Below are 13282 nucleotides of genomic sequence, written 5' to 3'. Positions count from 1 at the left end.
TCTTCCAGGTAAAATCCTTAGAAAAAGCATTCCAAACTGAACTCACATCCAAAAAAACAAGGTTGATTCATGAAAATTCACGAGTACCAGGCCAAGGAAATCCTGAGACGCCATAACGCCAAAGTTCCTTTCGGCGTAGTAATTGATAAAAAAGAAGACGGTGCAAAAGCCCATGAAGAAGTTTCTTCCAAAACGGGAGCATCTGTAGTTGTCGTTAAAGCCCAAATCCACGCGGGTGGAAGAGGAAAAGGCGGCGGAGTTAAAGTCACCAAAACCAAAGAAGACGCATTAGCAGCTATCGACAAGATCCTTGGCATGCAACTTATCACTCCTCAAACCGGAGTCGAAGGTAAAAAAGTCCTGAAAGTTTATCTGGAGCAAGGGATCAATATCGCGAAGGAATTTTATTTAAGTGTCTTATTAGATCGCGCGATCCGCAAAACAATCATCATGGCTTCTACCGAAGGTGGAATGGAGATCGAAGAAGTTGCGGAAACTCATCCTGAAAAGATCCTAAAGATCGCAATCGATCCGGGCATCGGATTACAACCGAACCAAGCTTCCCAACTCGCTTTCGACCTGGGACTTCCTGCCGAATCCCATAAGTCTTTCAAAGCACTTTTGACTTCCGTTTACAACGCGTATATTAAAGAAGATGCATCTTTATTAGAGATCAACCCTTTGATCCTTACCAAAGAGAACGAGATCGTTGCAGGTGACTGTAAGATCGATCTGGACGAGAATGCATTGTATCGCCATCCTGAAAACGCTGCATTTAGAGATATTTCCGAAGAAGATCCTTTGGAAGTCCAAGCTAGCGAATACAATATCAACTATGTTAAGTTAGACGGAAACATCGGCTGTATGGTGAACGGTGCAGGTCTTGCAATGGCAACTATGGACATCGTTAAACTTGCAGGAGCAGAACCGGCCAACTTCCTCGACGTAGGCGGTGGAGCGAACGTTACTACCGTTACTAACGGATTCAAACTGATCTTGGGCGATCCGAACGTAAAAGGGATCTTCGTGAATATTTTCGGAGGGATCGTTCGTTGTGACCGAGTCGCCCTGGGGATCATCGAAGCCGCTAAAGCTGTAAATATCCACGTTCCGTTAGTGGTTCGTTTGAAAGGAACCAATGCGGAAGAAGGCAAAAGGATCCTAAACGAATCCGGTCTGAATATCATCGCGGAAGAAGATCTTCGAACCGCGGCCAAAAAAGTGGCGGAAGCCATTAAATAAAAAACATAAGGTTAACTTAATATAACATGGCAGTATTAGTAGATAACAATACGAGAGTTGTAGTTCAGGGTATTACCGGTAAAGAAGGTTCTTTCCATGCCCAGCAGATGATCGAGTACGGAACCAATGTGGTCGGCGGAGTCACTCCAGGAAAAGGGGGACAAAAAGCCGACTTAGTCGGTAAGGCGGTTCCGGTATTCAATAGCCTAAAAGACGCGATGGTTAACGAAGGTGCAAACGCATCCATCATTTTCGTTCCGCCTCCATTCGCTGCTGACGCGATCTTAGAAGGAATTTTTAACGAGATCCCTCTGGTGGTTTGTATCACTGAGGGAATCCCAACTCACGATATGTTGAAAGTGTATAGCGCTTTAAGAAATTCGAAAACCAGACTGATCGGACCGAACTGTCCAGGGATCATTTCTCCGAAGTACAACGTGAAAATGGGGATCATGCCCGGTTTTATACACCAAGCAGGAACAATCGGTATCGTTTCCCGTTCCGGGACCTTAACTTACGAGTCGGTTGCACAGTTAAGCCAACATGGTTTGGGACAGTCCACTGTGATCGGTATCGGTGGAGACCCTGTTCCAGGAATGAACCACACAGAAGCGGTAACACTTCTGAACGAAGACCCTGAAACCAAAGGTATCGTAATGATCGGAGAGATCGGTGGAACTTCCGAGGAAGAAGCTGCCGCTTATATCAAAGCTAATGTTAAAAAACCTGTAGTAGGGTTTATCGCAGGCCAAACTGCGCCTCCTGGGAAAAGGATGGGGCATGCGGGTGCGATCATCAGCGGAGGGATGGGAACTGCTTCCTCCAAAATGAAAGCTATGCAGGATGCAGGCATTTCTGTTTGCCAATCTATCGCCGAAGTCGGCGAAAAAATGAAAAAAGCATTAGGTTAATCTAATACTTTAATCGGAGGAAAGGTTATGAAATTAGAAAACGGGAATTTTTGGACCAATACAATGAGCTGGAAGACGATCTCCGTCTTTTTGGTTTCGAACCTTATCCTCCTTTCGGGTCTTTCCGGAGTATTTTCCCAAGAAAATAAATCCGGAAAAGTCCTGAAGTTAACTACGGAAGAAACCGTCAAAAGGGCTTTAGATAGTAACTTCAAATTACAAAACCTAAGATATGAATTGGCAAAAACCGATTCAAACTACCTGAAAGCCGAGTCCCAATATTCTTGGAGATTAGTAGCCGACGGGAGTTTCAGACAAACCGTGCTTCCTTTGAACCAAAACAACGTCTTTACCGGAACAAAAACTTCCGATGATACGATCAAGGGAGGGATTGAAAAAACCATCCGTGCTACCGGGACCTACTTCAAGTTAGAAGCGGGTAATAGAAGATTCGACTCCAACGCTTTCGAGGATAAGAACAACCCGCTCACTTCCGGTTTTGCAGGACTCGCACTTCCTCCTCTTTATACGGGATTTATTACAGCTACGGTTTCTCAGGACTTACTAAAGAATTCGTTCGGTTATAAAGGAAGGAATCAGGAGAAGATCCTGGATAACCAAAAAGAAATGGCGAAAAGCCAAGTCTCTTTGCAGATCTCTGAAGCGATCGTAGGATCCCTTGTGGATTTCTGGGATTACTCGGTTAAATTACAGTCCTTAAAAACATTCCGCAGATTAAAAGAAAACGTAAGCAATATTAGAAATCTTACCGTGCGTAAACAAGGTTTAGGACTTTCGGAAGGATTCGAAGTCAACCAGTGGAACGCCTTACTTGCACAAGCCGATAGCCAATTAGAAACCGCAGTCGTTCAAAAGGACGAGGCTAAAAGAAAATTGGCTCGTACTTTAAAATTAGAGAGCGATTCGGATCTTTCGGAAGAAACGGACCTCATGGAAGAAATTCCGGAGAAACCCGATTACAATAAAGACTTAGAGATCGCTTACAAAAAGAGATCGGATTATCTAAACGCAGTTAGAGAAAAAGAGATCGCCGAACTTATGTTAAAAAACGCCAAAAGTGATCAGTTGCCTAGTCTGACTCTTTCAGGCTCCGCTTCTTCACAAGCGCAAACGATCACTAGCCCTGATAAAAATTTTACGGACGCTACAGACGGCGTGCAGTCTGCACGTTACAAAGACTTCAACGGAAAAGTAAGTTTCGCTTATCCGTTATTCGATAAGGGAGTGGCAGCAGGCAGAAGAGATTCCGAGATCGGAGTGCGTCAGGCAACTTTAAAAGAGAACGAAGTTAAGAATGAAGTAAGAGACGATCTAAGAGGAAGGATCGATTCTTTAGAAGCTAGTTATAAAATTTATAAAAACTCGATAGTCACCGAAAAAGAAACCCAAAACTATTATAACGGTGTGGTTCGAAGCTTCCAACAAGGAAGAGCTGATGCGGTAGCAGTTAAGAACGCGTTGGATACTTTGGTAAGAGACCAGCTCAGTCTTACCCAAGCAAAAGTGAATTTTAATATAGATCTGATGAGATACTATATCGCTAAAAACATGCTTTTGGAAAGATTCGATCTGGATGCGGAAAAACTTCTTCCTAATTTGGAATAAAAGGTTTCGTAGTTCTCTTTGAAACGCGGATTTTTCCTTTCTATATTCGGGATCGTATTATTCGGGCTGATCGTATGGCTTACCGTTCGTTTTTGGCCCAAACCATCCGACACTATTTACGAATATTATAAAAAGGAAAAATGGGAGAAGGTAATCTCCCTTGTAAAAAAGTCCTCCTCTCCTACTCCGGAAGATCTTTTTTACGCTTCCCAGTCAATTCTCAAATTAAACGCGGAACTGATCACTAAAGACTCGGAAGACAGGGCGAAAATTTCGGCAAGACTCCTAAAAGAGAACGGCATCGGCTCTGGCAAATCCCTCGAATCCAAGGGGGAATTTCCCGTATTCGAAGATCCTTTTATCCTACAACTCAGACCGGGCGGATACTGGAGACAAAAGGCGATCCTTTCCAGGATCGAGATCGCAGGAGAATGGGAAGATGATATTCTATTCTTGCGTGACTTAAAGGAACTGATCCGAAGTAATCCGGTTACATTAGGGATTTCTTCTTATTCTTCCGTTTTGAAAAAAGTTTTGAGAAGAGAGACTAAACTTTCTGACGCCGACCAAAACAATCTTTCAGAATTATTAGGTTTTCTTTCCGTTAGAGAAGACTCCACGTTACTCGGATCCAGATTTAAAAACACCGGAGAGAATACGAATCTTAGGACCGGCCCGGGAACGGAAAACCCCGGAAAAGCTCGTTTGAAAAAAGGCGTCTTACTTTACGCATTAGACAAGGATCCCCGTTCCGAAACAGTACAAGGAAGAAAAGGAAATTGGGTCCAAGTATATATTCCGGAGTTGCAGATCTCGGGCTGGATCTTCTCCCATTTTTTAGAAGAAGATCCTTATCCAATCGTAAAAGCGGAAGAAACATTTTTAGCATTCTCCCAGTCCGAAAAAAGCCAAGCCTGGGACTTTGCATTTTGGACGGAAGATAAGCTCCCTCCGGGATTTCATGGAGAATATATTCCTACGGAAAAATTAGCCTTAGACGGAGATTATGGGATCGTTCTACACAGATCTAAAACGGGAAAATACAAAGAGATTTGTAGGATCGTAGAAGAACCTTTTAGATCTTTGGAATTTTTAACGGCAAGTTTAAGCGGAGAAGAATCCGTTCCTATTTTTAAACTGTATTCAGGCAGACCCGGCGAGTGGAAGTCCGCCTATCAAATCGACCTTGACAGAGAGAGTATCTCCATCAATAGAAACAAATATATACTTGGGAATTCAGGCGGAAAGAAACGATTCCAATTAGGAATTTTTTCCGCAAACGGAGCGATATCGGCGTCTTTAGTAGTAGGAGAAAAAACCGTATTACAAGGAATTTCTCCGGAAGAAGACCTTACCTCCACGGAGGGAGTTCTATTCAAACTCTGTATGCAACAAGCGGAAAAAAGATCCGATTCCAATGCGGCAGCGTTTAGTTTTAAGTTTTTATTTTGATCTTTAGATCGAGCGAGGAAAATCAGTGCCTACTTACGATTATAGATGCAAGACTTGCGGACAAACTTTCGAACATTTTCAATCCATGAAGGACGATCCCTTAACTACCTGTCTTCTTTGCGGTAAAACCGGAGAAGTAGATAGGTTGATCTCTAACGGAGGAGGGATTATCTTCAAAGGCTCCGGGTTTTACGTTACGGACTATAAATCTTCTTCCAAAAGTTCCGAATCATCCACCGGCTCTTCCGGTTCTTCTTCCAACTAAGTTTGGGACGTTTAGGAATATTAGCGGGAGGAGGAAATCTTCCTCAGATAGGCATGAGAGAAGCTCTAGCCGCCGGGGAAGATCCGTTCTTTCTTTCCATAGCCGAGTCCGATTTTACTCCGGGAAATTATCCGGATAGAGTGATCCCGATCCGGATCGCGAAGATCGGCGGAGTGTTAAAAGTATGCAAAACAAATCAGATAGATAGACTTCTTCTATTAGGAAAAGTTAAAAAAGAGATCATATTCAAAAGCCTGAACTTCGATCTAAAAGCGCTCGCTTTACTCGCCAGAATGGTGAATCGCCACGACTACTCCATATTCAAAACGGTGGCGGAAGATTTCGAAAAACAAGGTATTCATATTATTTCCCAAAAGACCTACTTAAAGTCTCTTCTACTTCCGGAAGGACGTTATACAAAAAGAGCATTGGACAAAAAACAGGTTGAAGACGTAATCTTCGGAATGGAATACGCGGAGAAGATCGCACACCTGGATATTGGCCAAGCGGTAGTCGTCGTAGACAAATCCGTATTGGCAGTCGAAGCGGTGGAAGGAACGGACCAAGCAATTCGAAGAGGCGGAAGTTTCGCCAAAAAAAGAAAGGCAGTCGTTTGCAAAAGTTCCAAACCAAGCCAAGACCCTAGATTCGATCTACCTACAGTCGGAGTAGAAACCTTAAAAGTAATGAGTGAACATAACTGCGATACGCTCGCAGTTCGGGAAGGAGAGACCATAATCGTAAATCCCTCCGAATTTATTAACCTTGCAGAAAAATTGAAAATCCATATCTTGAGCATCGGCCGTGGCAACGTCTCGAAAATTAACTCTTCCCAAAAAAAGCTCCCTAAAGCCTAAAAAGGCCGGAGACAAGATCAGGACGGAAAACCTTTCCGTACCCTCTTCTCCCATATTTATGATGTTAGCCGGGGAACATTCAGGCGATCTACTCGGGGCAGAAGTATTAAAAGAACTTAAAAAACATGATCCTGACTTTACGTTTTTTGGGATTGGCGGCCCCAGAATGTTGGAAGAAGGTTTCGACTCCATAGAAAATATGGAAGAACTTTCCGTGATCGGATTCACCGCGGTACTATTCAAATACAAATTTTTAAAAGCGCTTATGGATCGATTGGTAGAAGAAGCAGTTGCGCGTTCTTGTACACATGCCGTCCTGATCGATTATCCAGGATTCAATCTAAGGCTTGCAGCTAGACTTAAAAAATTAGGGATCAAAGTGATCTTCTATGTTTCTCCCCAACTCTGGGCCTGGAATTTCGGAAGGATCCATAAGATCAAAGAATCTATCGATCTGATGTTGGTATTATTTCCGTTCGAGAAAAAGATCTACGACGATTACGGAGTTCGTTCCGTATTTGTAGGGCATCCGATTGCCCAGAGGATTAAGGAGAAGATCCGAAAAGAGGCCCCGATCCCGGTCGACGAGAAACAACTAGCGCATCTACAGACGATCACTCTTATGCCCGGCTCCCGATCCGGTGAGATCCATAGAATGTTGGATACATTACTCCGATCAGCGGCACTTATTCATGCCGAAGCCGAAGCGGAGAAAAAACATGTTCGCTTTCTCATTCCGAATATCAACGTAAAAGAAGAAGAGTTTATCCAAACGAAAATTAAGGAAACGGAAGAAGCTCATCCAGGTATTAAGATCGAATATTTATTCGATCGTTCCTTGAGATGTATCGAAATTTCCGATATTGTCCTTGTAACTTCTGGAACGGCAACCTTAGAAGTTGTATATTTTGAAAAACCGATGGTTATCCTATACAAGGTCAGCCTGCTCAGTTATTTTATCTCTGCCCTTCTCATCCGTACACCTTTTATCGGACTCGTAAATATTCTGAGCGGACGAGAAACCGTGAAGGAACTCATACAGGCCGAATGTACTCCGGAAGAAACCGTGAGAGAAACGATGGCCATCCTAAAAAACAAAAAATATAGGAACCAGATGATAGAAGAGATCCGCTCCGTAAAAGAATCCTTAGGAGAGGAGTATAGTTCTAAGAACGCGAGCCGGGCAATCCTTCAGTTCTTGAAAGAAAAGCCAACTACCGTCTAAGAAGATCTCGCCCTGTAGGAACTCCTACAAGTCTAGGACACAAAAATAGATTGCAGGAATGCAAGTTTTGTGATAAGGAACTTTTCGGTAAGCGCGTACCACCGCGCCGGCCCCCGCCCAATGAGGGTGGGGACGACCTTACTCTTTCACGCAACCCGCGCTATTCTCTTTGATCTTAAACGCAAACGCGGAGATAGGAACCGCCGAATTGGATTCACTGGAAAGTGAGTAAGTATTCCCTGTCACAAAATATTTTACGGAGTCGGAATCCACATAAGAGTTCGCAGTAGCGTTCACGTTTCCGCCTTTCCAATACACATTTCGCTTTGGAGGACTCCCAGGGTTCCAATAATCGAATCCCATCTCGAACTTAGGAGGAACAGGCACGGGAAATTCTCCCTTACCTTTCCAGATCGTATTGGAAAGTTTCACCTTGTCTATGGTGATGTACATTCTATCGTGAATGTCTAAGAAATTATTTCCGTTAAATCTAATATTACCGTCGGAGTCCAAAGTTTCTGGGATCAATTCACCGCCGCAGAAAGAAAAGCTAGGAACTCCCCAAGCTAAATTGATGGTCTCAAAATCGATCCCGAAGTAAGGATTATCCGTTCCGTAAGTAAAATATGAATTCAACTTAGCGGTTCCGGAACCCGTAATACTTGCATCCAAACGAGATTGAGAAGGTGCAAATTTCAAACCTACATCCAATTTTCCCATACTAGGAAGTCCAAGATCCCATTTCACTTCCTTAGCAAGAAGTTTGAGACTTCCCGTAGGATTTTCTAAAAAATATTTATAGATAGGAGTTCTGGTAAAATTAATTTCAGGGATTAACTTTTCCATTCTGGTATGGATATCTTCTCTGATCCATTGACGAACGGAATTATACAAAGGAAAAAAGTTGGAAAGAACGATGGAGTCAGTTTCTAACTCGAGATTATACTCTCCCTGTAAAGGAAAATAGGAACTCCCGTCTCCTTTGACTCCCTTTCTGTATCCTGTTTTACCTTTCAGATTTGCAGACCAGGGAAGACCGAATTGTTTTCCTTTCAGTTTTGCTTCTAAAATTCCTGCAAGACTCCATCCCAATTCCGCATCTTTGATTTCCAGGTCCAAATAAGGATCCTTCCATTTAAAATTTTGGAGAGAAAATTTTGCCTCGGACTTCATCCAATCTCCGTAACTTCCGGTCTCCGTTCCCTTCCAATGTAGATCCAGACTTCCGCCTAGCGTTTCCAGATCGGAAGAAACAGGTAGAAAATTCCGGATATCGTCTAGATCTTGGACCGTAAGGCTTAAATCCCAGGATTTTAGTCCTTTTTCGTTTTTAGATTTCAGAAGAGTGAGTTTATCTTCTCCCACCAATATCTTGTGCTCTTCCGTAAAGAATTCTCCTTTTTGAGAGCGAGTCCATTCATGTTCCAGATCTATCTCTTTCCATTCCCAAACTTCACTTTGTAAAGGAAGTTCCTGTAATACGATCCCTTTTACATTAGAAAATTCTGTATTACCTTGGACCTTCAGATTGGTTCCGTCCGATTCTAAAACAGCCCGACCGGAAATTTTTCCTTTTTTCGGATAGAATTGGGAGAATTCCGAATACAAACCTCCGGAAGATTCCGCCTTTGCATTCTTGAACAAGATCTCCAGGTTCATGTTCTTACTTCCGATATCCGTACTGAACTTTCCGCTAACATATCTAAAACCCGGAATAGGAAATAAAGAGTCGGAAATTTGGACATTGATCTTAGTATCTTCTTTTCTGATCGTAAAATCGATCCCCTTTACATTCTCCAGAAGTACTTTGCCACCCTTATAAACAGTGACTGTTGTATCCTCTAATCGGATCTCTGGAATATTGATCTTATGGATATAGGAAAGAATTTCTCCCGAGATCCGATCTTCCAGATCGATACTGAGTTGTGCATTACGCACTCGGATCGCTTTTACGGAAGGTTGTCCTTTCCAAAGACCTCGTAGTAATAATTCAATCTTGTTCGCTTTGAAGATCATCCGTTGGGAAGCAAAGTCTTCGTCGCTGGAAATTTTCAAATCTTCTATAAATACATGGTTCGGGAATTCGTATTCTACGACTCCCAAAGTCACCGCCCTATCCAGTTCTTCGTTAATGAATCCTCGTGTGAGTTCCTTCACTCCTCGGAGGTCCAGAACTCTTCTCACGAAGTACCATTCTGCTGTTTCTTTTGCAGCGGCTAAAAGAAGAAATACCACAACAAGAGCAATGGAGATCTTTCTAAAGGAAGGTTTTTCGGCGATAGATTGTATCTTTGAAAAAGAAGAAGATACGAATCGATACAATTTAGATGGGACAGCGATCCGGAACGTCACACTGTCCTTTTTGAAGAATGGATTTTTAGGGAGAGAAAAAGAGAAAAAAATTACCGTTGGAGTACCTGGTTGATTTTCTCCGAGGTTTCCTTCAGTACTAGGCTTTCCGGAAATTTCTGTAATCCCTCTTCCAGAACCAACTGACATCTTTTGTATTCCTTAATTCTGTAGAAGCTGACCACTACGGTTTCATAGTAGAATAGATCTTTTTCGAAATTTTTCTCTCTGGAAGCTCTACCTAAAATACCCAAAGCCTGGCCGTATTTCTCGTCTTCGAAATAGGCTTTTGCCCACATTTTTTTGCGGGTTACCGACTCAAAATCGCGATCCACATTGTCCGACTTACGGAAATGCACGATAGCATTATCATAGTCATTGATCCCGAGATAGGCAGAACCTAAATAATGGTCCAAATGTTGAAGATTGCGACCTTCTTTGGAGTTTTGCAATTCTCTCAAAACGAGAGAAGCTTCTTTGAAAGATTCGATTTTTAGTAGTAGTTTGGATTTTTGGAGGAGTAGCTCGGAACGTCTTTTATCTTCAGGGTGTAGATCGCTTAATTGTTGGTCTATTCCCTTGATTTCCGCTCGGACCTGGGTCTCTAAATTGGCGGAAACCGCCCCTTCTTTTTGTGTACTTGCACAGTAGAGGAGGAATTGAGCTCCGATAAACAATATTGTCAGATATTTACTCATTTTCTCATCCGATTTTCAATTTTTCGAGTTCTTGCAGGAAATCGCTAGTCTCCTGCTGCCTGGTTTCCTCGTTGGAAAGCCAGTCCAAAGTCTCCGGATCTATCTCCTTAAGGAAGCGAGAAGGCTCGGAGGCCAATTGCTCCCCAAATTTGCGGCGATTGGCGGCACCTGTCAAGCATAAATGCCTCTTCGCCCGAGTCATCGCTACATACATTAAACGCCGCTCTTCGTCCACAGATTGGTCTTCTACAGTAGCCCTTCCGGAAGGCAAAATTCCCTCTTCTAATCCTACGACATAAACAGACTCGAATTCCAACCCTTTGGACTGGTGAATGGTGAGTAACTGTACTCGATTGTCTTCCTTCTCATCCGAAGGCTCGTCTTCCATAAGCATCGCCAAACGGTTAATAAAGTCGAATAAAGTAGGCTTTTCGCCGGAGTCGTTGTTCTCTTCGAAGAAAGCCAACATATTCACAAGCTCGGACATATTGTAAATACGAGCCTTTGCGACCTTCTCCTCTTTCTCTTCCAAAACGATCTCTTTTTCCAGTCCAAGATCCGCGATTAACTCTCGTAAGGCGAAAAATAACCTGGGCGAAGAAGAGAACTTTTTCTTTGCCTTTTCGATCAGATTTACGAAATTATAGATCTCGGAGGAGATTTTACGGTTCAGATCCGGGATAAAATCGGGGGATTCGCATACTCGGAATAATGTCTCATAAAGAGATTCCTTGTTCTGAGCCGCCTTTTCATGCACAAGAGAAATGGATCCTGCACCGATCCCCCGTTTCGGATAATTAATAATTCGTAATAAAGACGCATCGTCCTTTTGGTTTGCGATAAGACGAATATAAGAGATCAAGTCTCGGACCTCTTTACGGTCGAAGAAGTTATAACCGCCTACCACCTTGTAAGGCATTTCCCTGGCTCGGAACGCTTCTTCGAAAGGTCTGGATTGGAAGTTCGTACGGAATAAGATCGCGATCTGGCTTCCTTTTCTTTTCTCTTTTATGATCTCTTCTCGGATATTTTCCGCTACCCATTCCGCTTCGTCTTTTTCGTCCGCTCTTTCCACATACTTCACCTTGAGGGCGCCGGGTACCTTGGAAAAAAGTTCCTTGGATCTTCTGGAAAGATTATGACGAATGAGAGAGTTTGCGGCGGAGACTATGATATCCGTGGATCTATAATTTTCCAAAAGACGGATAACGTTCGCACCTTTAAAATCGTTCTCGAATCCAAGGATCAAGCTTACATCCGAACCTCTAAATGCATAGATGGATTGATCGTCGTCCCCGACTACGCAGAGATTGTCCGATTCACCCATGAGCGCTCTTAAAAATTCGTATTGGATCGGGTTGGTATCCTGGAACTCGTCCACCATGAAGTATTGGTACTTTTTATGGTATTCGTCTCTTACTTCTTCGAACTGTCTTAGAAGTTTGGAAGGAAGAAGGATCAAATCGTCGAAGTCGATCGAGTTCTGTTCTTTTAAAGTATCTTGGTATTGTTGAAAAAGAGAAGCAGCTAAAAGATCTCCCTCATTCATAGAGGTTCTCATATCCGACAAATAATCCGGCCCTGAGTTTTTGATCCTGGAAATTTTAGAAAGGACTTCCATGATCTGAGGACGTTTCGGCTCCAACTTTTGGGCCACAAGCATGCCTGTGACAAGTCCTTCTTGGTCCGCTTGGTTCAGAAGAAGGAACGGATGTTTGTATCCCAGCTTTTCAATATGTTTTTTTAATATTCCGAGCCCGAGAGAATGGAAGGTGGAAAGTACGATCCCTTTTAATAAGTTCCTTGGAATAAGTTTGCGGACCCTTTCTCCCATTTCTTTGGCACTTTTGTTTGTGAAAGACAATGCAACGATCTTTCCCGCAGGAATATGATGATCTTGGATCATATGGGCGATCCGATTCGAGATCACTCTTGTTTTTCCGGAACCGGCACCTGCAAAAATCAAAAGCGGCCCGTGGACTGTTTGGACTGCGCGGGCTTGTTCGGGAGAAAGACTCTGAAAAATGGACGTGGAATCCCGAGACTCTTTCGGTCTTTCTTCTCTCTTTCTTTTGGGGGCGGGAAGTTTTTCTTCGGAACTAGAATTTTCGGAGGTCGGGGATACTTCGGATGCGTCGACATCCTTTTCCCTTGAAACTTCCTCTAAATTCGATGGAACTTCGGCCGAAATTGGAATTTCTAAGGAATCCGACTCTTCCAAAGCGGGAATTGAGACTTCGACTTGCTCTGGAGTTCCTACCGTTGACTCAGGTTCCATGAAATCATCTTCTTCATAAAAAGAAGAACCGTAGGATTCCTCTTGTATCTCTTCTTGCGGAGACGGAGCGGGAGTTCCTACCATTTGCGGACCTTCTTCTTCCATAGAAATACTTTCCGAAAAGCTGAGGAGCGGCGGCTCTTGTCTAGGCTCCTCCGACTTCTCTTCTGGAATTTCCAAATGGGAAAACAGATCTAGCTCCAGACTTTGATTCGTTTCTTCTTTCATCCGATTTATGAGGGCAAAATAATCCCTGGATCCGAAAAATCCTGATTTTCGAACCCCAGGTATAAGCGACATAATCCTGATTTTTCTCTTCTTGTCAACCGTGTACAGGCAAAGGTTTGCGAATCTGAATGGATTTCAAAACACTGGAAGA

General features: G+C 43.1%; 10 protein-coding genes. 7 read left to right on the top strand and 3 right to left on the bottom strand.

Going from position 1 to position 13282, the window contains the following annotated elements; all coding sequences use genetic code 11:
- The first annotated feature begins 69 nt into the window (after positions 1-69).
- From sucC to lpxB, 7 genes are read left to right on the top strand one after another with little or no spacing between them, the layout of a single operon-like run.
- Positions 70-1242 carry an ADP-forming succinate--CoA ligase subunit beta gene (gene sucC, locus LEP1GSC192_RS11760; protein ID WP_020770261.1) on the top strand — a complete coding sequence of 391 codons (1173 nt, stop codon included), beginning with the start codon at positions 70-72 and terminating at the stop codon, positions 1240-1242.
- Between the two features lie 26 nt (positions 1243-1268).
- Entirely contained in the window at positions 1269-2153 is an 885-nt protein-coding gene (gene sucD, locus LEP1GSC192_RS11755; RefSeq protein ID WP_020770232.1) for a succinate--CoA ligase subunit alpha, read from the top strand.
- Between the two features lie 27 nt (positions 2154-2180).
- The gene (locus LEP1GSC192_RS11750) at positions 2181-3779 is read left to right on the top strand and encodes a TolC family protein (protein WP_020770230.1); all 1599 of its coding nucleotides are present in this window, start codon (positions 2181-2183) and stop codon (positions 3777-3779) included.
- An 18-nt stretch (positions 3780-3797) separates the two neighbouring features.
- Positions 3798-5231 (top strand): hypothetical protein, encoded by a 1434-nt coding sequence (locus LEP1GSC192_RS11745; protein WP_020770215.1) that lies wholly within the window; start codon positions 3798-3800, stop codon positions 5229-5231.
- Positions 5232-5256: 25 nt separating this feature from the next.
- Positions 5257-5496 carry an FmdB family zinc ribbon protein gene (locus LEP1GSC192_RS11740; protein ID WP_020770251.1) on the top strand — a complete coding sequence of 80 codons (240 nt, stop codon included), beginning with the start codon at positions 5257-5259 and terminating at the stop codon, positions 5494-5496.
- Positions 5497-5498: 2 nt separating this feature from the next.
- Complete coding sequence (locus LEP1GSC192_RS11735) at positions 5499-6353, top strand: LpxI family protein (RefSeq protein WP_020770187.1); 855 nt, start codon at positions 5499-5501, stop codon at positions 6351-6353.
- The gene (lpxB, locus tag LEP1GSC192_RS11730; protein ID WP_036089931.1) at positions 6301-7578 is read left to right on the top strand and encodes a lipid-A-disaccharide synthase; all 1278 of its coding nucleotides are present in this window, start codon (positions 6301-6303) and stop codon (positions 7576-7578) included. The genes LEP1GSC192_RS11735 and lpxB overlap by 53 nt, the downstream gene beginning before the upstream one ends.
- 138 nt (positions 7579-7716) lie before the next feature.
- On the opposite strand, the gene LEP1GSC192_RS11725 is transcribed toward lpxB, so the two are convergent.
- Genes LEP1GSC192_RS11725 through LEP1GSC192_RS11715 form a run of 3 tightly spaced genes read right to left on the bottom strand, consistent with a single transcriptional unit; the run spans position 7717 to position 12651 of the window.
- The gene (locus tag LEP1GSC192_RS11725) at positions 7717-10077 is read right to left on the bottom strand and encodes an AsmA family protein (RefSeq protein ID WP_232421014.1); all 2361 of its coding nucleotides are present in this window, start codon (positions 10075-10077) and stop codon (positions 7717-7719) included.
- Positions 9981-10625: a lipopolysaccharide assembly protein LapB gene (locus tag LEP1GSC192_RS11720; RefSeq protein ID WP_020770254.1), complete on the bottom strand. Its 645-nt coding sequence runs from the start codon at positions 10623-10625 to the stop codon at positions 9981-9983. The genes LEP1GSC192_RS11725 and LEP1GSC192_RS11720 overlap by 97 nt, the downstream gene beginning before the upstream one ends.
- Positions 10626-10629: 4 nt before the next feature.
- Positions 10630-12651 carry an ATP-dependent helicase gene (locus LEP1GSC192_RS11715; RefSeq protein ID WP_036089954.1) on the bottom strand — a complete coding sequence of 674 codons (2022 nt, stop codon included), beginning with the start codon at positions 12649-12651 and terminating at the stop codon, positions 10630-10632.
- Positions 12652-13282 lie beyond the last annotated feature (631 nt).

This window comes from Leptospira sp. B5-022 (assembly GCF_000347035.1).
Classification (GTDB): Bacteria; Spirochaetota; Leptospiria; order Leptospirales; family Leptospiraceae; genus Leptospira_B; species Leptospira_B cinconiae.
Note: the sequence above shows the minus strand (reverse complement) of the source record. Positions and strands in the feature narration are given on the sequence as shown.

Excerpts from the sequence above, each read along its gene's own strand:
- LEP1GSC192_RS11725 (WP_232421014.1), bottom strand. The coding sequence starts at position 10,077 with ATGTCAGTTGGTTCTGGAAGAGGGATTACAGAAATTTCCGGAAAGCCT.
- LEP1GSC192_RS11750 (WP_020770230.1), top strand. The coding sequence starts at position 2,181 with ATGAAATTAGAAAACGGGAATTTTTGGACCAATACAATGAGCTGGAAG.
- sucC (WP_020770261.1), top strand. The coding sequence starts at position 70 with ATGAAAATTCACGAGTACCAGGCCAAGGAAATCCTGAGACGCCATAAC.
- LEP1GSC192_RS11720 (WP_020770254.1), bottom strand. The coding sequence starts at position 10,625 with ATGAGTAAATATCTGACAATATTGTTTATCGGAGCTCAATTCCTCCTC.
- sucD (WP_020770232.1), top strand. The coding sequence starts at position 1,269 with ATGGCAGTATTAGTAGATAACAATACGAGAGTTGTAGTTCAGGGTATT.